The 22,061-nt window shown below is 68.9% G+C and carries 21 protein-coding genes; 16 read left to right on the forward strand and 5 right to left on the reverse strand.

Annotated features, from left to right (window positions below; all coding sequences use genetic code 11):
- Positions 1-8: 8 nt before the first annotated feature.
- The 8 genes from EV192_RS38210 (at position 9) to EV192_RS38245 (ending at position 8,281) form a co-directional block, all read left to right on the forward strand.
- Entirely contained in the window at positions 9-236 is a 228-nt protein-coding gene (locus tag EV192_RS38210) for a bacteriophage holin (RefSeq protein ID WP_132123520.1), read from the forward strand.
- Between the two features lie 47 nt (positions 237-283).
- Complete coding sequence (gene tatA, locus EV192_RS38215; protein WP_132123521.1) at positions 284-616, forward strand: Sec-independent protein translocase subunit TatA; 333 nt, start codon at positions 284-286, stop codon at positions 614-616.
- A gap of 92 nt (positions 617-708) precedes the next feature.
- Positions 709-1,581: a twin-arginine translocase subunit TatC gene (gene tatC / locus EV192_RS38220; RefSeq protein WP_132123522.1), complete on the forward strand. Its 873-nt coding sequence runs from the start codon at positions 709-711 to the stop codon at positions 1,579-1,581.
- Complete coding sequence (locus tag EV192_RS38225) at positions 1,581-2,468, forward strand: diacylglycerol/lipid kinase family protein (protein ID WP_132123523.1); 888 nt, start codon at positions 1,581-1,583, stop codon at positions 2,466-2,468. Before tatC ends, EV192_RS38225 begins: the two co-directional genes overlap by 1 nt.
- Positions 2,469-2,477: 9 nt before the next feature.
- A complete protein-coding gene (locus tag EV192_RS38230) occupies positions 2,478-5,258 on the forward strand; it encodes a DEAD/DEAH box helicase (RefSeq protein WP_132123524.1) in 2,781 nt (926 codons plus the stop codon).
- A 142-nt stretch (positions 5,259-5,400) separates the two neighbouring features.
- Positions 5,401-6,090: a DUF4333 domain-containing protein gene (locus tag EV192_RS38235; RefSeq protein WP_132123525.1), complete on the forward strand. Its 690-nt coding sequence runs from the start codon at positions 5,401-5,403 to the stop codon at positions 6,088-6,090.
- An 80-nt stretch (positions 6,091-6,170) separates the two neighbouring features.
- Positions 6,171-7,358: a GNAT family N-acetyltransferase gene (locus EV192_RS38240; protein ID WP_132123526.1), complete on the forward strand. Its 1,188-nt coding sequence runs from the start codon at positions 6,171-6,173 to the stop codon at positions 7,356-7,358.
- A 116-nt stretch (positions 7,359-7,474) separates the two neighbouring features.
- Positions 7,475-8,281 (forward strand): SAM-dependent methyltransferase, encoded by an 807-nt coding sequence (locus tag EV192_RS38245; RefSeq protein WP_132123527.1) that lies wholly within the window; start codon positions 7,475-7,477, stop codon positions 8,279-8,281.
- Positions 8,282-8,302: 21 nt separating this feature from the next.
- Here EV192_RS38245 and EV192_RS38250 read toward each other — a convergent pair whose 3' ends face one another.
- A complete protein-coding gene (locus EV192_RS38250; RefSeq protein ID WP_132123528.1) occupies positions 8,303-9,202 on the reverse strand; it encodes a dihydrodipicolinate synthase family protein in 900 nt (299 codons plus the stop codon).
- Positions 9,203-9,375: 173 nt separating this feature from the next.
- On the opposite strand from EV192_RS38250, the gene EV192_RS38255 reads away from it, so the two are divergent.
- Both EV192_RS38255 and EV192_RS38260 read left to right on the forward strand, forming a co-directional pair.
- The gene (locus tag EV192_RS38255) at positions 9,376-10,359 is read left to right on the forward strand and encodes a LacI family DNA-binding transcriptional regulator (protein ID WP_132123529.1); all 984 of its coding nucleotides are present in this window, start codon (positions 9,376-9,378) and stop codon (positions 10,357-10,359) included.
- Between the two features lie 10 nt (positions 10,360-10,369).
- The gene (locus EV192_RS38260) at positions 10,370-11,311 is read left to right on the forward strand and encodes a 5'-3' exonuclease (RefSeq protein ID WP_132123530.1); all 942 of its coding nucleotides are present in this window, start codon (positions 10,370-10,372) and stop codon (positions 11,309-11,311) included.
- Here EV192_RS38260 and EV192_RS38265 read toward each other — a convergent pair.
- Positions 11,294-11,716 (reverse strand): TOBE domain-containing protein, encoded by a 423-nt coding sequence (locus EV192_RS38265; protein ID WP_132123531.1) that lies wholly within the window; start codon positions 11,714-11,716, stop codon positions 11,294-11,296. The genes EV192_RS38260 and EV192_RS38265 overlap by 18 nt on opposite strands.
- A gap of 218 nt (positions 11,717-11,934) precedes the next feature.
- Between EV192_RS38265 and EV192_RS38270 the strand changes: the two genes are divergently transcribed.
- On the forward strand, positions 11,935-13,155 hold the full coding sequence (locus EV192_RS38270) for an HNH endonuclease signature motif containing protein (protein WP_207926535.1): 1,221 nt from the start codon (positions 11,935-11,937) through the stop codon (positions 13,153-13,155).
- A gap of 150 nt (positions 13,156-13,305) precedes the next feature.
- Here the strand turns inward: EV192_RS38270 and araD are convergent, their stop codons facing one another.
- Positions 13,306-15,027 carry an L-arabinonate dehydratase gene (gene araD / locus EV192_RS38275; RefSeq protein ID WP_132123533.1) on the reverse strand — a complete coding sequence of 574 codons (1,722 nt, stop codon included), beginning with the start codon at positions 15,025-15,027 and terminating at the stop codon, positions 13,306-13,308.
- Positions 15,028-15,181: 154 nt separating this feature from the next.
- Between araD and EV192_RS38280 the strand changes: the two genes are divergently transcribed.
- The 4 genes from EV192_RS38280 to EV192_RS38295 are packed head-to-tail and all read left to right on the forward strand — an operon-like array spanning position 15,182 to position 19,328.
- Positions 15,182-16,405 (forward strand): MFS transporter, encoded by a 1,224-nt coding sequence (locus EV192_RS38280; RefSeq protein WP_132123534.1) that lies wholly within the window; start codon positions 15,182-15,184, stop codon positions 16,403-16,405.
- A 10-nt stretch (positions 16,406-16,415) separates the two neighbouring features.
- Complete coding sequence (locus tag EV192_RS38285) at positions 16,416-17,549, forward strand: M24 family metallopeptidase (RefSeq protein ID WP_132123535.1); 1,134 nt, start codon at positions 16,416-16,418, stop codon at positions 17,547-17,549.
- On the forward strand, positions 17,546-18,004 hold the full coding sequence (locus EV192_RS38290; protein ID WP_132123536.1) for an Lrp/AsnC family transcriptional regulator: 459 nt from the start codon (positions 17,546-17,548) through the stop codon (positions 18,002-18,004). Before EV192_RS38285 ends, EV192_RS38290 begins: the two co-directional genes overlap by 4 nt.
- A gap of 10 nt (positions 18,005-18,014) precedes the next feature.
- Positions 18,015-19,328 (forward strand): nucleobase:cation symporter-2 family protein, encoded by a 1,314-nt coding sequence (locus EV192_RS38295; RefSeq protein WP_243727340.1) that lies wholly within the window; start codon positions 18,015-18,017, stop codon positions 19,326-19,328.
- Here EV192_RS38295 and EV192_RS38300 read toward each other — a convergent pair.
- The gene (locus tag EV192_RS38300; RefSeq protein ID WP_132123537.1) at positions 19,300-20,370 is read right to left on the reverse strand and encodes a GDSL-type esterase/lipase family protein; all 1,071 of its coding nucleotides are present in this window, start codon (positions 20,368-20,370) and stop codon (positions 19,300-19,302) included. The genes EV192_RS38295 and EV192_RS38300 overlap by 29 nt on opposite strands.
- Positions 20,371-20,450: 80 nt before the next feature.
- Between EV192_RS38300 and EV192_RS38305 the strand changes: the two genes are divergently transcribed.
- Positions 20,451-20,963 (forward strand): GNAT family N-acetyltransferase, encoded by a 513-nt coding sequence (locus EV192_RS38305; RefSeq protein WP_132123538.1) that lies wholly within the window; start codon positions 20,451-20,453, stop codon positions 20,961-20,963.
- Here the strand turns inward: EV192_RS38305 and EV192_RS38310 are convergent.
- The gene (locus EV192_RS38310) at positions 20,935-22,059 is read right to left on the reverse strand and encodes a hypothetical protein (protein WP_132123539.1); all 1,125 of its coding nucleotides are present in this window, start codon (positions 22,057-22,059) and stop codon (positions 20,935-20,937) included. The genes EV192_RS38305 and EV192_RS38310 overlap by 29 nt on opposite strands.
- Between the last annotated feature and the right edge of the window lie 2 nt (positions 22,060-22,061).

Here is a 22,061-nt window from a genome sequence, read left to right on the forward strand (position 1 = left end):
CTTTGATCATGTCGTTCGTACTGGTCGCGGCCCTGATGGTGGTCGGCCTGGTGATCGCGGCCCTGACGCTGCTGAAGGTGGCTCGGTCCGCGCGTCGGCTCGCTGTCACGCGGACGGAGGTGACCGGCGAGGTGAACGACGCGAAAGGGATGCTTCGGGCCCGGACCGCGGCGCTCCGGATAGCCGTCCGTGACCGGCTGCAGAACAAGACGATCGGCGAAGTCACCAAAGCATGATTCACAGGTAACATGCTGCTTAGTACGGCAGCGGAGGAGGAAGTCCTGTGCCTAACCTCGGAGCCACCGAGCTGATCATCATCGCTGTGGTGGTCATTCTGCTCTTCGGAGCGAAGAAGATGCCGGACATGGCCCGTTCGCTCGGGCGATCGATGCGGATCATCAAGGCCGAGACCAAGGGCCTGCGTCAGGACGGGCAGGACGGGGAGCAAGACGCCCCGGTCGCCAAGGCCGCGCCGGCGCCGCCCGCCCAGTTGCCCGAGGCCCAGCAGCCGTCGGACATCGACAAGATGCAGAAGCAGATCGACGAGCTGCAGGCCCAACTCAAGTCGCAGCACAACTCGACCGAACCGTCGCAGGCGCAGAAGAACGCCAGCTGACCTAGAGGAAGACGGTTTCCACGGTGGCCCGCGACCCGGACCGCCGGGAGTCACGGCGGTCCCATAGCCGCCGGGGCAATCCCGACGGCACCATGAGCCTGAGAGAGCACCTGTACGAGCTCAGGCATCGGCTTGCCCTTGCGGTCTTGTTCCTCGTCCTCGGCGGCGTGTTCGGCTACATCTGGTGGGGCTGGCATATCGGCGGCGGTCCCACGCTCGCCGACCTCATGTTGCGGCCGTACTGCGGGCTGCCCGAGGAGGCCCGGGGCGGCACGCCCGGCGGCAAGTGCACGCTGTTGGCGACCACCCCGTTCGAGGCCTTCATGGTCCGCATGAAGATGGGTCTCGGTGTCGGCGCGGTCATCACCAGCCCGCTCTGGCTCTACCAGATCTGGGCGTTCATCGCGCCTGGCCTGTACGTGAAGGAACGCAAGTTCGCCCGCCGATTCGTGCTCTTCGCGACGGGTCTGTTCCTCGCGGGCGCGGCCCTGGCGTACTTCGTCGTGCCCCAGGCCCTGAAGGTGCTGGTCAGCTTCGGCGACGGCTACTTCACCACGTTCTTCAAAGCCGATGACTACTTCTCATTCCTGCTGGTGATGCTGGCGATCTTCGGGGTGAGCTTCGAGCTGCCGCTGGTGATCATCATGCTCAACCAGGTCGGCGTGCTGACGTACGACAAGCTCAAACGCTGGCGCCGGGGCATCTTCTTCGCCCTGTTCGTGTTCGGCGCGTTCGCCACCCCCGGCACGGACCCGGTGTCGATGATCGTCCTGTCGGTGACCATGTGCGTGCTGTTCGAGGTAGCCGTGCAGGTGTCCAGAGTCCACGACAGACGTAAGGCCGCGAGGGTGGCCGCGTCGGGCGAGGACTACTCGCACCTCGACGACGACGAGGTCTCGCCGCTGGGCACGCCGGAGGCCGAACAGCCCAGTGCGAAGCCGACCAGCTACGACGACGTCACTTGATGAAGACAGCTCTGGTCGTGGTCCCGTCCTCCGGGCTGGGCACCGCCGCGCGCGTGGCGGGCGCGGTGGCCGCGCGGCTGCGTGAGTCGGTCGACCATCTCGACCATCACGTGCCGACCTCGCCTGAGGACACGGACGCGACGTTGCGCGCGCTCGTCGACGCGGACGTGGACGCCGTGGTGGTCGTCGGCGGAGACGGTGCCGCGCACGCGGCCGTGCAGGCGTGCGCGCAGACGAACACCGCGTTGGCGATCATCCCCGCGGGCACTGGCAACGACCTGGCTCGCGCGTTAGGCCTGCCGGGCGACCCCGTCGAGGCCGCGGCGGTCGTCGCCGACGCGCTGGGCGAGGGCGTGACCCGGCGGATGGACTTGGGGCGGGTCGAAGACGGCGCCTGGTTCGCGACCGTGCTGTGCGCGGGCTTCGACTCCGCGGTCAACGAGCGGGTCAACCGGATGCGGTGGCCCCGCGGCCGGCGCCGCTACGACCTGGCGATCGTCGCCCAACTCGCCCTGTTGAAACCGGCCAGGCTGGTGGTCCGGACCGAGGGTGAGACGGTCGAGCTGCGGGCGAACTCGGTGGCCGTCGGGAACACCCCGTTCTACGGCGGCGGAATCCCGGTCTGTCCGGGGGCCGACCACACCGACGGCCTGTTCGACGTGACCATCGTCGGCGACGCGGCCCGGCTGGACCTGCTCCGGATCCTGCCGAGCGTGCGGACCGGCGCGCACGTCGACCACGCTGCGGTGACCACGCTGCGTGCGCGTGAGGTGAGCCTCGCCGTGGACGGCGGCTGGATCGGTTACGCCGATGGGGAGCGCATCCGGCAGTTGCCCCTTGACGTGCGATGTGTTCCAGGTGCGTTGTCAGTCGTCGGGGCAGGTTAGTGTTGACACGTGGCCGCACGCCCTTCGCGTACGCCGGCTGAGGCTTACCAGGCGGCTCTGCGCCGTGCGGAAAGCCCTGAGCTGGCCGAGTTCATTTCCGGGCTCTCGTTCGAGCTCGACCCGTTCCAACAACAGGCGTGCGAGGCGCTCGAAGGCGGGCACGCGGTGCTCGTCTGCGCGCCGACCGGCGCAGGCAAGACCGTCGTCGGCGAGTTCGCCGTACACCTGGCCCTCGCCGAGGGCCGCAAGTGTTTCTACACCACGCCGATCAAGGCGTTGTCCAACCAGAAGCACGCGGACCTGACGGCCCGGTACGGCGCCGGCAAGGTCGGCCTGCTGACCGGCGACACCTCGGTGAACGGGGACGCGCCGATCGTGGTGATGACCACCGAGGTGCTCCGCAACATGCTCTACGCCGGGTCCAGCGCCCTGAAGGGCCTGGCCTACGTGGTCATGGACGAGGTGCACTACCTGGCCGACCGGTTCCGGGGCGCGGTGTGGGAGGAGGTCATCCTGCACCTGCCCGACCACGTCCGCCTGGTCAGCCTGTCCGCGACGGTGAGCAACGCCGAGGAGTTCGGCGAGTGGCTGGTCGAGGTCCGCGGCGACACCACGGTGGTGGTGGACGAGCACCGGCCCGTGCCGTTGTGGCAGCACATGCTGGTCGGGCCGCGGATGATGGACCTGTTCGTCGGTGAGTACGCCACGGGCGACGACACCGCCGGCGAGGCCCGGATCAACCCGCACCTGCTCCGCCGGATCGAGGAAGTCGGCCGGATGCACGCCTGGCAGGGGCCGCGTGGGCGGGGCAACGGCCGGAACCGGATCCCGGGCCGCAGCGGCGGGACGCGGTTCCGCCCGCCGTCCCGGATCGACACCATCCAACGGCTGGACGCGGCCGGTCTGCTGCCCGCGATCGTGTTCGTGTTCAGCCGGGCCGGCTGCGACGCGGCCGTCGTGCAGTGCGCCCGGTCCGGCGTCCGGTTGAACACCGAGGCCGAGGTCACCGAGATCCGGCGGGTGGTCAACGCCCGGACCCGCGACCTGCCCGAGGGCGACCTGGGTGTGCTCGGCTACTGGGAGTGGCGGGACGCGCTGGAGCGCGGGTTCGCCAGCCACCACGCCGGGCTGCTGCCGATGTTCAAGGAGACCGTGGAGGAGCTGTTCGTACGCGGCCTGGTCAAGGTCGTGTTCGCGACCGAGACGCTGGCGCTGGGCATCAACATGCCGGCCCGGACGGTCGTGCTGGAACGCCTGGTGAAGTACAACGGCGAGGCACACGTCGACCTGACCGCGGGGGAGTACACGCAGCTCACCGGGCGCGCCGGCCGGCGCGGGATCGACGTGGAGGGCCACGCGGTCGTGGTGTGGCAGCCCGGCGTGGACCCGAAGGTGGTCGGCGGGCTGGCGTCCACCCGGACGTACCCGCTGCGCTCGTCGTTCCGCGCCAGCTACAACATGACCGTCAACCTGGTCGCCCGGCTCGGCGCCGAGGCCGCCCGCGGCCTGCTGGAGCAGTCGTTCGCGCAGTTCCAGGCGGACCGGTCGGTGGTCGGCGTGTCCCGCCGGATCGAACGCAACAAGGAGGCCCTGGCGGGCTACGCCGAGTCGATGACGTGCCATCTCGGCGACTTCGCCGAGTACGCCGAGCTGCGGCGCAAGCTCTCCGACCGGGAGAAGGCGCTGGCCAGGCAGAACTCCTCGGCTCGGCGGGCCGAGGCGGCCGCGTCGCTTCAACGGCTGCGCAAGGGTGACGTGATCGCGGTGCCGACCGGCCGCCGGTCCGGGCTGGCGATCGTGATCGACCCGGGCATCGACCCGATGGGCGAGCCCCGGCCGCTGGTGATCACCGAGGACCGCTGGGCCGGCCGGCTGTCGGTCGCGGACTTCTCCCAGCCGGTCGAGGCGCTCGGCCGGGTCCGGCTGCCCAAGCAGGTCGACACCAGGTCGCCGCGGTCCCGCCGCGACCTGGCGGCCACCCTGCGCAACGCCGGGATCAGCGTGCCCACCCGGGACAGGCGCCGGTCCGGGCCGGACGACGACGCCGACCTCGCGGCGCTGCGCCGGGCGTTGCGTGCCCACCCCTGTCATGGTTGCCAGGACAGGGAAGCGCACGCGCGGTGGGGTGAGCGGTACCACCGGCTGAAGTCGGAAACCGAGCAGCTGGCACAGAAAGTCGCGGCGACCACCCACTCGTTGGCCCGCAGCTTCGACCGGATCCGGGCGCTGCTGACCGAGCGGGACTACTTGGCGCGCAACGGAAACGAGCAGGTCACCCAGCACGGCCGGCGGCTCGCGCGACTGTACGGCGAGTCCGACCTGCTCGCCGCGGAGTGCCTGCGCAACGAGATCTGGCAGGGCCTCGGCCCGGCCGAGCTGGCGGCGGTCGTGTCGGCACTGGTGTACGAGGCACGGCGGGACGGGCCGATGGAGGCGCGGGTGCCCCCGGGCGCGGTGTCGGACGCGCTGACCGCGACCGCGCGCCTGTGGGCCGGGCTGGACGAGGACGAACGCCGGCACAAGCTGGACCGGACCCGGCAGCCGGACGCCGGGTTCGCGTGGCCGGTGTTCCGCTGGGCCCGTGGCGAATCACTCGAACGGGTGCTCACCGCGGCCGAGTCGGCCGGCCAGGAGCTGTCCGCCGGCGACTTCGTCCGGTGGTGCCGCCAGGTCATCGACCTGCTTGACCAGATCAAGGACGTGGTGGGCGCCGGCGACGAGGTCGGCGCCACCGCGGCACGGGCCGTGGCGGACATTCGTCGCGGTGTGGTCGCGATGGGAACTTTGTAGTGAGTCACGCGACACCGAAGACCTGCTTGCAGGGTCGAGCATCGACACGGCTGGGACACGCTGGCCGGGTCGAGTGGGGAAATCACGTGCGGCTGTGGTTTGATCGCGCGGAACGGCTGCACCAGGACACCGGAGGCAAAGCATGAGCAGCCCGTACGGGCCACCCGGCGGGAACGATCCGCAGCAGTGGGGACAGCAGCAGCAACCGCAGCCGCCCTACGGCACCCCGTCCGGCGGTTTCCCGGCCCAACAGCCGGGCTACGGCCAGCAGCCGGGCCAGCCGCAGTACGGCGGCTACCCGCAGCAGCAGCCGCAGTATGGCCAACCGCAGTACGGCCAGCAGCCGCAGGACCCGGCCGGCGGAGGATACCCGCAGCAGCAGCAGCCTTACGGCCAACCACAACAGCAGCAGTACCCCGGCTACGGCCAGCAGCCGACCGAGCAGTACGGCGGCTACGGCCAGCAACAGCAGCAGCAGCAGCCCTATGGCGGCCAGCAGCCGCAGAAGAAGGGCAACGCGACGATCTGGATCATCATCGTCGTGGTCGTGCTGGCGGCCGCCGCGTTCGTGGTCACCGCGTTCGTCACGCCGGGCTTCCTGAACAAGAAGGTGCTCGACCAGTCCGCCGTGCAGCAGGGCGTCGTGCAGATCCTCAAGGACAAGTACGGCGAGACCGCGACCGACGTGAACTGCCCGGCCAACCAGGAAGTCAAGGTCGGCAACAAGTTCGACTGCACGTTGAAGGTCAACGGCGAGAACCGCAAGGTGACCATCACCGTCAAGTCCGAGGACAAGGCTGAGTACGAGGTCAGCCAGTCCCGCGGCGAGTGACCTGACCGAGTGCCCCCGCGTGCGCCGCGCGCGGGGGTAATTCGGTCGTTACGGGCCGTTGAGCCTGCGATGATCACGGCGTGACCGACTTCGACGTCCGCGTGCTCGCCCCCGACCAGCTGCGCGAAGCGCAGACGTTGGTCCGTCGTGCGTTGTTCAACACGGCGCCGACGGACGAGGAGTGGGCGGGTCTGACCTTCGCACCCGATCGCTATCTCGGCGCGGTGTCCGATGGGTCGGTTGTCGGTACCACGTACACGTTCCCGTCGTCGATCGCCGTACCGGGTGGCAACGTCGTCCCCATGTCGGCCGTGTCCCGGGTGGGTGTCCGTGCGGATCACAGGCGCAGGGGCATCCTCACCGAGTTGATGCGGCTCCAGTTCGCGGACGCGCGGCAGCACGGCGAGAGCATCGCGACCCTGCACGCGAGCGAGACCAGTATCTACAGTCGGTTCGGCTATGGCATCAGCACGTTCGCCAGCGAACTGACTGTTCGGCGCGGCTCGCTCCGGCCCGAGGTGCCGAAGGCGGGCCATGTCCGGCTGCTGGACGCGGACGAGGCCATCAAAACCCTGCCGGGCCTCTACGAGCGGATCGGCCTGCACCGGCCGGGCATGATGAGCCGCGGCGCCGACTGGTGGCCGACGTTCGGCCGGTGGAAGAACCCGTGGGTGGTCGTGCACACCGGGCCGGCAGGTGACGACGGGTTCGTCGTCTACACCAACGAGCCGATGGCCAACGCGGACAACCCCGACCACGACAACAGGCTGGTCGTGGTGGATATGCACGCCGCCAATCCGGCGGCGACCAATGGCATGTGGCGGTATCTGCTCGGGGTCGACCTGGTCGGCGAGATCCAGGCGCACAGCCTGCCGACGGACAATCCGGTCGGGCTGCTGCTGGCGGATCCGCGCAAATGCCGGGGCAACGTGGCTGACGAGCTGTGGGTTCGCCTGGTGGACGTGCCCGACGCGTTGGCCGCGCGGTCGTACGGGGACGCCGATCCGGTCGTGATCCAGGTCGAGGACCGGTTCCTGCCGGAGAACAGCGGGACGTACGGAATCGCGTCGTCCGGGGCGGTCCGGGTGACCGGACAGCCGGCGCTGGTGATGGACGTGGACAGTTTGGCCATGATCTACTTCGGCTCGGTGCGGCCGTCCGCGCTGGCGGACGCGGGCCGCGTGCGGGTCGTCGACGCCGACAGTGTGGCGCGTGCGGACAAGTTGTTCGCCTGTGAACAGATTGCCTGGTGTGGCACGCCTTTCTGATGCTGCGGGAGTTCCTACACCCGGGTAGCGCGATCGAGTTAATCGCCGGTTCGTGGCCCCTATTGGCCGGGTGGACTGGCTAGCCTGGCCGGGATGTCGACCGACGGGAGGACCGCGTGACCGAAGCGGCGATCGAATGGGTACCGACCGGTGTGGACGAGGAAGTGCCGAGCGCGGCCCGGGTCTACGACTACCTGCTGGGCGGCGGGCACAACTTCAGCGCCGACCGGGGACTGGCCGAGAACCTGCTGAAGGTGCTGCCCGCCCGGGACATGGCCCGGCTGAACCGGCAGTACCTCGACCGGGTCGTGCGGTACCTAATCAGCCAGGGCATCACCCAGTTCCTCGACCTCGGCTCCGGCATCCCGACCGTCGGCAACGTGCACGAGGTCGCCCAGAAGATCAACCCGGCGGCCCGCGTGGTGTACGTGGACAACGAGGCGGTCGCGGTGGCACACAGCGAGCTGCTGCTGCGGGACAACCAGAACGCCGCCGCGATCATGGCCGACATGCGTGCGCCCGTGACCATCTTCAACAATCCCGAGGTCCGCAGGCTGCTGGACTTCTCCCAGCCGTTGGGCCTGCTGATGGTCGGTGTCGTCCAGTTCGTCCCGGACGACGACGACCCGTGGCGGATGGCCGAGGAATACCGGAACAAGCTGGCGTCCGGCAGCTATCTCGCGTTGTCCGCGTTCACCTTCGACAACGCGCCCGAGGGGATGCAGGCGGCGATCGAGGTCTTCAAGAACAGCCGCGACCCGATCTACCCGCGGACCCACGCGGACCTGCTGCGTATGTTCGGCGACTTCGACCTGGTCGACCCCGGCCTGGTGTACACCCCGGAATGGCGCCCGGACCGGCCGGTCTCGCCGAGCGACGCGTCCAGGTCGAACCTGTACGCCGGGGTCGGCGTCAAGCGCTGATCACTCCACAAAGGACACTGGCTAGCCGCCGATTCCCCAGTCGCGCAGGATCTTGCCGACCTCATCGCGCTCGAACGGCGGCAGCTCGCTGATCGGCGGCCGGACGTCGCGGCGGCACAGGTCCAGCTGCGCCAAGGCTTCCTTCACGGCCGAGACGTTGTACGCGTTGCCGTGCCGGGCACGCAGGTCCTCGAACGGCTTGAGGCGGCGCCACACCCGCATGGCCGAGCCGGGATTGCCGGCGTCGAGCTCGTCGAACAGCTGCAGCGACAGCTCGGGCGCGACGCCGGCGAGCCCGGACGTGAACCCCTCGGCGCCGGCCACCCAGAAGAACGGCGCCCACGCCTCGGCCAGCCCGCACACCCACACCAGCCGTTCGGCGCCGCCGAAACCGGTCTCCGTCAACATGTCCGCGAACGCGAGCACGTCCGGGACCGCGTACTTCACGCCGGCCACGTTGGGGCACGCGACCGCGAGCCGCCGCACGGCCGTGCCGCTGATGTGTGGGCTGCGCAGGTAGCACACGACCTTCAACGACGGCACAGCGTCTGCGATCGCCTTGTGGTAGTTCACCCAGCCCTCGTCGGACAGGTACGGGTGCACGGGCTGGTGCACCATAACCGCGTCGGCCCCGGCATCCTGCGCGGCCTGTGCCGTCCGTACCGCTCGGTCGAGTTCGTGGCCGACGCCGGCGATGACCTTCGCGCGACCTTTGACCGTGTCGACGGTGATGGCCAGGGCGCGGTCGATCTCCTCGGGGGTCAACGAGTAGAACTCGCTGGTGTTGCCGTTGGGGGTGACCGTGCCGATCCCCGCGGTCACCGCGTGGTCGAGCACCCGGGCGTAGTCGTCCTCGGCGAGCGCGCCCCGCGAGTCGAACGGTGTCGCGTTGATCAACACTACCGAGCGAAGCCCGTCCATGCCTCTTCCCTTTCACCGCCGAACGATGTAAACGTTTTCGTTATGTTTCCATCCACGGGCTGGAAAGGTCAATCAGTCGCACGTCCGGCCGGCCGCGCTGGCCGCCCGATACCGCTACCGCGTTACATCGATCGGTAGGATCCCAACCGAAGCGACAAGTGGAGGTGTGCCCGGTGGCGGTTACCATCCGCGACGTCGCACGTGAGGCGCAGGTGTCGGTGGCCACGGTCTCCCGTGCGCTCTCGTCACCGGATCTGGTCCGGCCGGCCACCCGCGACCGGGTGCTGACGGCCGCCGCGCAGCTCGGCTACCAGCCCAATCGCGCGGCCAGGGGCCTGATCACCGGTCGGACCGGCAATCTGGGCATCGTCGTGCCGGACCTCAACAACCCGTTCTTCACCGGCGTTCTCAAGGGCGTACAGGCTCGGGCGCGGCAGGCTGACTACTCGGTTTTCGTTGCTGACAGTGACGAGGATCGGGCGACCGAAGAGCAGCTGCTTCGGGCGATGGCGAAGCAGGTCGACGGCGTCATCGTGTGCTCGCCGGGCATCGACGACACCCAGCTGTACGAGGCCGCGGGCATCACGTCGCTCGTGATGCTCAACCGGCGCCTGCGGGGCGTGCCGGCGGCGTTGATGAACAGCGCGTCGGGCATGAGGCAGATCGTCGAGCACCTGGTCGCCCTCGGCCACCGCAGGCTCGTGTACCTCAACGGCCCGCGAACGTCGTGGTCGAACAAGGAACGTCGGCGCGGGCTGCGGCTGGCTACCCAGCAGCACGGCGTGGACCTCGTGGAGCTCGGGCCGTTCCCGCCGCGCTACGAAGGCGGTCTGCAAGCGTGCGACCTGGCGTTGGCGGCCGAGCCGACCGCGATCATCGCGTACAACGACATCATGGCGCTCGGCGTGTTGGCTCGGTTGCGTGACCGTGGCGTGCAGGTGCCGACAGACGTGAGCGTCACCGGCTTCGACGACCTCATGTTCGCCGCGCTGTGCTCGCCGCCGCTGACCACCGTCGCGATGCCGTTGATGCCGGCCGGCACGCTGGCCGTCGACCTGCTGCTCGACGGCCTGAACTCGGGCACCACCGACATCCGCCAGGTCGATCTCGACACGCAGCTGATCGTCCGCGCCACGACAGCGCCGCCACCCGCCTAAGCTCACGTCCGTGACCGCTCCTCTCGCCCTCCTGGACTCCGCGAGCCTGTACTTCCGGGCGTTCTACGCGCTGCCGGACTCGATGACAGCACCCGACGGCACGCCCGTGAACGCCGTCCGCGGCTTCACCGACACAGTCGCGCGGATCCTCACCGACCGCCGCCCCAGCCGGCTCGTCGCGTGCCTGGACGCCGACTGGCGGCCCGATTTCCGGGTCCAGGCACTGCCGACCTACAAGGCGCACCGGGTCGCGGCCGAAGGCGACGGCATCGAGGAGGACGTCCCGGACAACCTGAGCCCCCAGGTCCCGATCATCCTGGACCTGCTGGACGCGGTCGGGCTGTGCACCGCGGAGGCGATCGGCTACGAGGCCGACGACGTGATCGGCGCCCTGGTGGCCCGCGAGAAGACCGACCCGGTGGAAGTCATCTCCGGCGACCGGGACATGTTCCAGGTCGTCCGGCACGAACCCACCCCGGCCACGGTCTGGTACGTCGGCCGTGGGTGGAACAGGGTGGAAGTGATCGGCCCGGCCGAACTCGCCGCCAAATACGAACTTCCCTTGGCGGACACCGGCCCGCGCTACGCCGACATGGCCGTGCTGCGCGGCGACCCCTCCGACGGCCTGCCCGGCGTCCCCGGAATCGGCGAGAAGACCGCCGCCAAACTGATCCGCGAGTTCGGCACATTGACGGCGTTGATCTCGGCGGCTTCAGCGGGCGACAAGCGGATCCCGAAACGCGCCCAAACCAGCATCCTCGCCTCGGCGGACTACCTCGCCGCCGCACCCACTGTCGTCGCCGTGGCCGTGGACGCCCCCGTGGTGCTCGACCGCGACGACCGGGTCCCTGACGCGCCCGTGGACCTGAACCGGGTGCTGGACCTCAAGAAGCGCTGGGACCTCGGCACGTCCGTCGACCGCCTGCTGGCGGCCCTACCCGGTCGCCAATGAGATCTCGGTCGACTTGACCAGGGCGACAACCGTCGCACCAACAGCCAGCCCGAGATCCCGCACTGCTTCGGCGGTGATGGCCGACGTCAGTTCGCCGTTGCCGTCGACCGCGACCTTCACGCTCGCCATGGCCCCGCCGGTGGTGATGGCGGTGACCGTGCCGGGCAGTTGGTTGCGGATGCTGATGCCTTCGACGCGTTCGGTGGCCAGGGACACCTCGGTGGACTTGATCAGGACCTGGACCTCGGTGCCGGCTTCGATGCCGAGCTCTTGGACGGCTTCGCGGGTGATGGCGGCGGTGACTTCCTGACCGCCGGGGAGGCGGGTCTTCACCGTCGCCATCACCTCGCCTTCGCTGATCGCGCTGACGGTGCCGGTGAGCTGGTTTCGGATACTCAGTCGCATGCTTTGGGACTGTAGGTGTCTTTTGGGGTCTTCGCATCTTCGACTGGTTGCATTCCGTGAACCCTTTTTCGGACCTTTCGAAAAGAATGATTGTGCTGGGCGCGAAACGTTGTTTGGTCACCTTGGAGTGCATCTTCCAGCCTCGGGTTTCGGTTCCGGCGCTGGTTACCCTTCTGTGGTTCCATTCCAGCCAAAGACCCTCCCTCGTTCAATTTTGATTGGCCGCTGGCTTCATTCTTCGGTATCATAGGGGCATGGGTGGGGAACTATCTCTCTTTCGTACACCGCTTCCGCCAGCGAACATTCCTGTGGAGGAGATGTCCGCGTCAGAATGCTTGGATGTCCTGACCGCCGCCGAACGGGTTATCGCTGAGGCAGAGGCCGCCAAGGTGCGCGCATTGGCTCGGTTCGCCGTGTTGCGGCCACCGACTCGACGCCACGCCGAGTTGGCCGATGGCGCTCGGGAAGAAGTGGCCATCGAGATCGGAGTCAGCCCGCAAGCCGCCGCCACACAGATTCTGCGGGCGCAGCGCCTGGCGACTCGGCTGCCGGCGACCGTGGATGCGTTGGCTGCCGGGGACATTGACTTCAAGCGGGCGCTGGCGATGGATGATCTGACCGAGGTGTTGTCGGTGGCGGATGCGGGGCGGGTGGAACGGCGGGTGTTGGCCTCCGGAGGCCGCACTAACCCCAGTCGGTTCCGGGACTCCATTCGGTATCACGTGATCAAGGTGGATCCTGGGTCGGCGGAGCGGCGTCGGGTGGCTGCTCGGGAGGAGCGGGATGTCACGTATATGGCGGGCGAGGATGGGGTGGGGCATCTGGGTGCTGTCTTGACTGCTGAGCAGGCGTTGGCTGCCCATCAGCAGATCGACAAGCTGGCTCGGAAGGCCAAGACCCCGGATCGGACGTTGGGGCAGTGTCGGGCGGACGTGTTGTTGGACATGATCTTGGGTGAGCAGCGGGAGCGGGTGAAGGTCCAGGTGAATGTGACTGTCCCGGCTACCACGTTGATGGGCTTGAATGAGCGGCCGGGTGTGCTGTCGGGGTATGGGCCGATCACGGCTGAGCATGCCCGGGAGTTGGCGCGTGATGCGACCTGGCGGCGGATTCTGACCGACCCGGCTGGGCATCTGTTGGAGGCCAGTCCACGCCGGTTCCCCTCACCGGCGATGGCCGAGCATGTCCGGTTGCGTGACCAGCACTGTCGCATGCCGGGCTGTACCACCACCGCCCACCGGTCGGAGATCGATCACACTGTTCGGCATTGCGATCAGGGGCTCAGCAGCACGGACAATCTCGCCGCGTTGTGTAAGTATCACAATCTGCTCCGCGAGCGGAGCGAGTGGGATATTTATCAGCCGAGTGAGGGTGTGTTGGTGTTTACCAGTCCTGAGGGTCGCCGGTATCAGACCACGCCTCCAGCGCTGGTTGGGTGAGGATCTGTTGTCTTTGGCTGGAATGGAACCACAGAAGGGTAACCAGCGCTGGAACAGGGACCCGAGGCTGGAAGCCGCACTCCAAGGTGACCAAACAACGTTTCGCGCCCAGCACTATTCGTCTTTTCACGCCGACGCTAGATACCTGAGTCAATCAGCGTCAGGTTCAGGAATAGAGCCCCCCTCAGCCAGGAAATCGAAATCGCAGCCCTCATCAGCCTGGAGAATGTGCTCGGCGTGCAAGGCCGCGTAGCCGCGGGAATAGCGCTCTGGTGGGTAGGTCCAGATGGCCAGGCGGGCGGCCAGGTCTTCTGGGGAGATTTCCAGGTCCAGGCGGCGGCCGGGGACGTCCAAGGTGATCAGGTCGCCGTCGTGGACCACTGCGAGGGGGCCGCCGACGTGGGATTCGGGGGCGATGTGCAGGACACATGTGCCGAAGCTGGTGCCGCTCATCCGGGCGTCGGAGATTCGGACCATGTCGCGGATTCCTTGGCGCAGCAGGGACTCCGGGATGGGGAGCATGCCGTGTTCGGGCATGCCGGGGCCGCCGAGGGGGCCTGAGCCGCGCAGCACCAGCACTGAGTCAGGGGTTGCCGGCACGGTGTCGATTCGGCGGCGCATGTCCGCGTAGTCCGAGAAGACCACTGCGGGGCCGGTGTGCTTCAGCAGGCGTGGGTCGGCGGCGATGTGTTTGATCACGGCGCCGGCTGGGGCGAGATTTCCGGTCAGCACGGCCAGGCCGCCCTCGGTGGACAGTGGGTTGTCCAGGGGGCGGATGACGTCGTCGTTGTAGACCTCGGCGCCGGTCAGGGTTTCGCCGAGGGTCCAGCCGCTGGCCACCCGCCGGTCCAGGTGCAGGCGGTCGCGCAGTCGGGACAGCAGGCCGCGCAGCCCGCCCGCGTAGTAGAAGTCCTCCATCAGGAACCGGCCGCCGGGTTGGATGTCGGCCAGCACCGGCACTGCGCGGGCCAGGGTGTCGAAGTCCGAAAGGGACAGTGCGACCCCGGCGCGGCGGGCCATCGCGATCAGGTGGATCACCGCGTTCGTCGAGCCGCCGAGGGCGAGGACGGCCACCACCGCGTCCTCGAACGCCTCGGGGGAGAGCAACGCGCTTGGTGTGAGGTCCTCCCACACCATCTCCACGATCCGCGCCCCCGAAGCCGCGGCCATCCGGCTGTGCGCGGAGTCGACGGCGGGGATGGAGGCGGCGCCGGGCAGTGTCATGCCGAGGACCTCGGCGACCGACGTCATCGTGGACGCCGTACCCATGGTCATGCAGTGGCCCGGCGAACGCGCCAAGCCCTCCTCGAAGCCCGCGAGTTCGTCGGAGCCCATCAGCCCGGCGCGTTTGTCGTCCCAGGCGCGCCACATGTCGCTGCCGCTGGCCAACACCCGGCCGTGGTAGTTGCCGCGCAGCATCGGCCCGGCCGGCACGAAGATCGCCGGGTAGCCCGCGCTTGTCGCGCCCATCAGCAACGCGGGCGTGGTCTTGTCACAGCCGCCCATCAGCACGGCTCCGTCGACCGGGTACGACCGCAGCAGCTCCTCCACCTCCATGGCGAGCAGGTTGCGGTAGAGCATCGCGGTGGGCTTCTGGAACGTCTCCCCGCACAACGCGCCCGCCGGTAACTCGATCGGGTAGCCGCCGGCCTGCCACACGCCCCGTTTCACCGCCTCGGCGCGTTCCCGCAGGTGGATGTGGCACGGGTTGATCTCGCTCCACGTGTTGACGATCCCGATGACCGGCTTGCCGAGATGCTCGTCGGCGCCGACGCCCAGCTGCCGGGTCCGGGTGCGGTGGCTGAACGAACGCAAACCTTCGCCGGTGTACCACCGTGCGCTGCGCAGCTGTCCGGGTGATTTGCGCGCCATCGCGTACCTCCGACGATCATCGAAAACGTTTACAAGTTTTCTGTAACCCACTGTCTAGCACGCCTGGAGCGTTCGGGTGAACTCCTTGCCGCGAGGTGCCCGCCGTGGTGTGGTGGACCGTTGTCTGGGAAGGACGCCGAACAGATTGATACGGATGAGATCGCTGCTGGCGCTGTTCTGTGCTCTGGGTGTGTCGCACGCGGGTTCGGTGATGACGCTGCTCGCCATCCCGTGGTTCGTGCTCCAGACGACCGGCAGCGGCGCACAGACCGGCGCGGTCACCGCCACCGAAACCGTCGGGCTGCTCGCCTCCTCCCTCCTGTCCGGCCCGGTGATCGACCGGTTCGGCGCGCGGGGGATGAGCGTCGTCGCCGACCTCGCCGCCGCCATCGCCGTCGGCGCCATACCGTTCGCGTTCACCACGGTCGGCATGTCCCTGCCGTTGCTGGCGGCGCTCGCCGGGCTGGCCGGACTGACGCGAGCGCCTGGGGACACGGCGAAGCGGGTGCTGCTGCCCGGCGCGGTCCGGGTCGCCCGGACGTCCCTGGAACGCGGATCAGGCATCGCGGACGCGGTGATCCGAGCCGGCCGGACCTTCGGCGCGCCCCTGGCCGGGTTGTTGATCACGGTCGTCGGCGCGCCCGGGGTGCTGTTACTCGACGCCACGACCTTCCTCGTGGCCGCCGTCCTCGTCGGTGGATTCGTAGTCGTCCGAAACGACCCCACCCCGATCAGGTCCGGCTACTTCGGGCGGCTCGCCGAAGGTTTCCGGTACGTCCGCAAGGACCGGCTGATCCTGGCGATGATCTGCACGGTCACCGTGATGAACGCGCTCGACGCCGGCCTGTCCACGGTCCTGCAGCCGGCGTTCGCCGCGGAGCTGCACAGCAGCGTCGTGCTCGGCGAGCTGATGGGCGTCTTCGGGCTCGGCGCCGCGGCGGGCAGCGTGCTGTACGGCTGGTTCGGATCACAGTGGTGCCGATGGACCACGTTCGCCGGATGCGCGGTGCTCGCCGGCGCGCCGCGGTTCGCGTTGCTGTGGATGGGGCCGGCGGTGCCGGTGCTGCTGATCGGTTTCTTCCTGTTCGGGCTCGCCGCCGGCAGCCTCAACCCGCTGCTGCTGACCGTCGAGTACGACCGGGTGCCCGCGCACCTGCGCGCCCGGGTGATCGGCGCGAGCGAGGCCGGGGTGCTCGCGATGATGCCCGTGGGCGCGCTCGTCGCCGGTGTGCTGCTCGACCGGATCGGGCTGCCGGCCACCCTGCTGGCGTTCGCCGGGGTGTACGCGGTCACGACCCTGTGCCCGGTGGCGTTCCGGGTGTGGCGCCAGATGGATGAGCGCCTCCCGGTCCCCGCGCCGGCACCGGTCCCAGTTTAGGCTGATGGCCATGTCGTCTGCCGCCTGGTTGCCCGCGCCCGAGATTCTCCGTTCCCGCCTCGACCGGGCGGCCGAAGCCGCCGGTGCGGCCGGCCTCGACGCCCTGTTGATCACACCCGGCTCCGACCTGCGTTACCTGACCGGTGCGGTCGGTGGCTCGTTCGAACGGCTCACCTGTCTGGTGCTCGCCGCCGACGGCACCGCCACGCTGGTCGTGCCCAAGCTGGAGTTCCCCGGGTACCGCGACGTGCTCGTCGACGACCTCGGTGTGCAGGCCGCGACCTGGGTGGACGGCGAGAACCCGGCCAAGCTCGTCGCGGGCCTGCTGTCGAACCCGAAGCGGGTCGGCGTCAGCGACTTCACCCCGGCGCTGCACGTGTTCGGGCTGCGCGACGCGCTCGTGGACGTCGAGCAACACCTGGCCGGCCCGGTCATCGGGCAGCTGCGGATGCGCAAGGACGCCAGCGAGATCGAGGCGCTGCGCGAGGCGGGCGCGGCGATCGACCGGGTGCACGCCCGGATGGCGGAGTTCCTGCGCGCCGGACGGACCGAGAACGAGGTCGCCGCCGACATCGCCGCCGCGATCGTCGAAGAGGGCCACACGCGCGCCGAGTTCGTGATCGTCGGGTCCGGGTCGAACGGCGCCAGCCCGCACCACAGCGCGTCCGACCGGGTGATCGAGCAGGGCGACGTGGTGGTGATCGACATCGGCGGCCCGGTCGCCGCCGGCTACAACTCCGACTCCACCCGGGTGTACGCCGTCGGGACCCCACGGGACGCGGACGTGGCCAACACGTACGCGGTTCTGCAGGAGGCGCAGGCGGCGGCGGTGAACGCGGTCCGGCCCGGCATCACTGCCGAGGAGGTCGACCAGGCCGCGCGGCAGGTGATCGCGGCCGCCGGGTTCGGCGACTACTTCATCCACCGCACCGGCCACGGCATCGGCCTGGACGTGCACGAGGACCCGTACATAGTGGACGGCAACGCCATTCCCCTTGAAGCGGGGATGGCGTTCAGCGTCGAGCCCGGGATCTACCAGCCCGGCCGGTGGGGCGCGCGGATCGAGGACATCGTCGTGGTGACCGCCGACGGCGTCGAGTCCATGAACAACCAGCCACACGAACTGGTGGTGCTCGGCGAGTGACCGCACCGCACACCCTCGAACCGCTCGACCAGGCCATCGTCCGCGAGCTCGCGGAGGACGGCCGGCGCAGCTACACCGACCTCGCCGAACGCGTCGGGCTCAGCGTTTCGGCCGTGCACCAGCGTGTCCGCCGGCTGGAACAGCGCGGCGTGATCCGTGGTTACACGACCCGCCTGGACACCGAGTCGATCGGCCTGCCGCTGACCGCGTTCGTGTCGCTGACCCCGATCGACCCGGCCGCGCCCGACGACTACCCGCAGCGGCTGTCGCACATCTCGGCGATCGAGGCCTGCTACTCGGTGGCCGGTGACGAGTCGTACATCCTGTTGGTCCGGGTCGCGTCCCCGGCCGGCCTGGAAGACCTCTTGCGGCAGGTCCGGGAAGCGGCCAAAGTGTCCACTCGCACCACGGTCGTCCTGTCCACCCCGTACGAGGGGCGGCCGCCAGCGTTGTAGAGGAGGGCCGGTGGCCAAGGTCAGGAACGACGTTCACCAGGTCGACCAGATGCTGCCGGCCGGGCAGATGGCCGCGTTGGGCCTGCAGCACGTGTTGGCGATGTACGCGGGCGCGGTGGCCGTGCCGCTCATCGTGGGCGGCGCGATGGGGATGTCCAGGGCGGACATCGGCTACCTGATCAACGCGGACCTGCTGGTGTCCGGGGTGGCCACGCTGATCCAGTGCCTGGGGTTCTGGCGGTTCGGCGCCCGGCTGCCGCTGATGCAGGGCTGTACGTTCGCGGCCGTGACACCCATGGTGTTCATCGGCACCAAAGGCGGCGGGCTGACCGCGATCTACGGCGCGGTGATCGTGTCCGGCGCGTTGATGGTGCTGCTGGCGCCGCTGTGGGGACGGCTGCTGCGGTTCTTCCCGCCACTGGTCACCGGGACCGTGATCACGATCATCGGGCTCGCGTTGATCCCGGTCGCGGTGAACTGGGCCGCCGGCGGGGTCGGCGCACCCTCGTTCGGGGCGCCGAAGAACCTCGCACTCGCGTTGGGGGTGCTGCTGCTTGTGCTTGTGGTGCAACGGTTCGCGCCGCCCGCGTTGAGCCGGATCTCGGTGCTGGTGGCCATTGTGCTTGGCACGGTGGTCGCGATCCCGTTGGGGTTCACCGACTTCTCCGGGCTGAGTGACGCGGCCGTGTTCGGTGTGAGCACGCCGTTCCACTTCGGGCTGCCCACGTTCGACGTCGCCGCGATCGTGGCGATGGTGGTAGTCATGCTGGTGACGATGACCGAGACCACCGGGGACATCCTGGCGGTGGGGGAGATGGTCGGCCGCCCGGTGGACGGCCACCGGCTGGCCGACGGCCTGCGCGCGGACGGACTGTCCACTGTGCTCGGTGGGGTGTTCAACACGTTCCCGTACACTGCGTTCGGGCAGAACGCCGGCCTGGTCGGACTGACCAAGGTGTACAGCCGGTTCGTGGTCGCGCTGGGCGGCGGGATCCTGGTGCTGCTCGGCCTGTTCCCGGTGCTCGGCGAGGTGGTCGCCCGGATCCCGGCGCCGGTGCTCGGCGGTGCGGGGATCGTGATGTTCGGGACTGTCGCGGCGATCGGCATCCGGATGCTCGCCAAGGTGGCGTTCGCGGACAACGGGAACCTGATGGTCGTGGCGGTGTCCCTCGGTGTCGGCCTGGTGCCGACCGCGGTGCCGAACATCTACGAGCACTTCCCCACCTGGTTCCGGACGATCATGGAGTCCGGGATCAGCGCGGGCTGCCTGTCGGCCGTGCTGCTGAACCTGCTGTTCAACCACCTGAAGGCAAGACGGGCGTGAGGTTCCCGTCCGGCCCGGCGACACACGAGGCCGCCCGCAGCCCCGGGATCCGCACGAACAGCCCGAAGCAGCGGCCGATCTGCGCGTACCCGGCGCCGTTGGGATGGAACGACTCCTGTAACGCGTGATCGGCCCGTTCCTGTGCCCTGAGGTCGCTCCACTGCACCGCGAGCCGGCGGAACCACTCCTTGCCGGGATCGGTCGACGAACACGCCTCGTGCCCCGCACCGGCCTGGGACAGGTCCAGGAAGTTCGCCCCGGCCTGCTCCGCGGCCTTCCTGAGGCCGGCGGTGAGGGTCGGCACGGCGGTCTCCCTGACCCACCGCAGATCCTCAGTCCTAAACGGACAACCGGACAGGTTCTGCAGCCCGCCGGCGATGTCCGGGGCGATCGGCGAGGCGTACGACTGCAACACCAGCCGGTAGTCGGAGTTCTCGTAACCGGCGGCCGTCATCACCTTCCTGATGTCCGCCAACACTTTCGTGACCTTCGGCACCATCGCGTCCACCCGGCCCTGCCACTGGGCGCCCAAGGTCCTGCTGCAGGAGTCCTTCCCCCGGTCGAACCACGCCGTGACGCAGTCGTCCAGGGAGTGCGCGAACGACGGGTCGTCGTTCGCCCCCACCGCCACCTGCACGGCCACCACCCGGTTCTGCCGGGCGACCACGCCGAGCCGCCCCGCCTGCGACGGCTCGGTGTACTGCTTGACGTCGCCGAGCCCGATCTGCGCGCTGTTCGCGCCCGAACACGCCAGGCTGATGGTCGCGTCGACGTCGGGCACGTCGGTGTGGTGGATCGACGCGTCCCGGGACCGGTGGCACCAGTCGCCGTTCTCCCCGTTGGTGCCCGGCTCGTAGTCCCCGGCGCCCTCGCCGGAGACGGTGCTGTCACCCAGGGCGACAAGCACCCTCGGCACGTTCTCCGGCGGCCTGGCCTGCGGCGTCGGCGTCTGCTGCTGATCCCCGCCGAACACGAAGAACACCACGACAGCGACCACGAGCAGACCGGCCAGAGCAGTCAGGTGCCAGCGCCATCTACGCATCCCTGGTAATTCTAGTCTTACGGCCCGGCCCGTCCGCCCCGGGCACGATCATGACGCACGTCTCGAAGGGAGGGGAGCCCATGCGCGACGTGGTGATCAGACAGGCGGACCCGGCCGACCTGGCCGCGCTCGTGGCGTCCCTCGGCGACGAGGACTTCTTCACCGACCGGCTGGCCCGCCAGCAGGACGGTCTGGGCGTGTTACTGACCGCGTGGCACGCGGGTGATCCCATCGGTGGCCTGTACGTGTGGCTGGAACAGGCCGACGAACAGGAGGTTCGCGACCACCTGCCCGGCGTGCCGTTGCTCAACCACGTGGAAGTGCGTTCCGATCACCGAAACAGCGGGGTCGGCACCGAACTGGTCCATTCGGCCGAACGGCTGCTGGCGGGGCTCGGCCACCAGAGAGTCGCCCTGGCTGTTCGGATCGACAACACCGACGCGTACCGGCTGTACGCCCGCCTCGACTACGAGATCTGGAATCACCCGCCAGTCGAGTGCATGTACGAGATCAGGCTGCCCGACGGAACCCGCAAGCGCGACTTCGAGACCTGCTACATGCTGGTCAAGGAGCTGCCAGGTGGCAGTGGTTGAGGCCGAGCTGGGCCAGTGCCTTCTCCAGATCGTGCCACCGTCTGGTGGAGTGGATCTTGTCGCGCCACAGTTCCCGGTCGGCCCGCCACGCGGCCATGTAGTCCACGCACAGCTGCGACTCGATCACCCAGTTGCGTCCCCGCGCGGCCTTCAGCGACTCGGTCATCCTGGCCCGGTCGGCCCCGGTGCGCGGGGCCCGGTCGACCATCGCGATGACCTCGTCGATGAACCGCCTGCGCTTGTTGAGGAACTCGTCCCAGTAGGACGTGTGATCCGCGTCGGCCAGCGGCCGGTTGTTGTCCAGCAGCCAGAACAGGCCTTCGGCCAACGAGTCGCCTAATTCCTCCATCCGGGCCCGCATCGGGGTGCGGTACGGATCGTACGGTTGTTGCATGACCACGCCGGTGGTGAGCGCGGAGGGACGCAGGCCGTGGTCGTTGAGCAGGAAGAACCAGTCCTCGTTGTAGATGTTCGGGAAGAACGAGTTGAAGGACTCCTCGCCGACCGCCAGCGCGCCGCCGCCGATGAAGGTGTCCTGTTCCCCGCCGGCGTCCCGAAAGGCGTGGCAGACCACGGAGTTGTCCGGCTGGCCGGTGATGGTGAGGCCGACGCTGGCGAAATGGCCGACCGACCCCATCGCGCCGCCGAGGTCGGCCATCTCGGGGATCTGGATGTCGTCGTCCAGGAACGCGACCCGCTTCCAGCCCGCCATCCAGGACAGCAGCAGCCCCAGGTTGCGTTTGTAGCTGGTGTCGGTGTACCGCTCGAACTTGGTGTTCGCCAACAGGTCGGTGGTCGCGAACTGCGGCAGCAGGTCGGCCCGCTGGACGCTGGTGTTCACGGCGACGACCTCGACACCCAAGTCACCGGCGGCTTCCATCGTGCGGTTCGCGGACGCGTGCTTGCTGCAGAGCGCCACGAGCGTGCAGTCGTGGTGCTTGGCCAGTTTCAAGGCCTGGTCGAGATGCCGCGCCGGGCGCGCGGTCGGCACGATGATCGCGTCCACCTTGGCCGGTGTGGGGTCGCTGACAGTCTCCACCAGTTTTCGGTGCGTGCCATGGTGATTCGTGGTCTGGCGGACGGGTGCGGCGGTCAATC

It is taken from the genome of Actinocrispum wychmicini (assembly GCF_004345645.1).
Lineage (GTDB): Bacteria > Actinomycetota > Actinomycetes > Mycobacteriales > Pseudonocardiaceae > Kibdelosporangium > Kibdelosporangium wychmicini.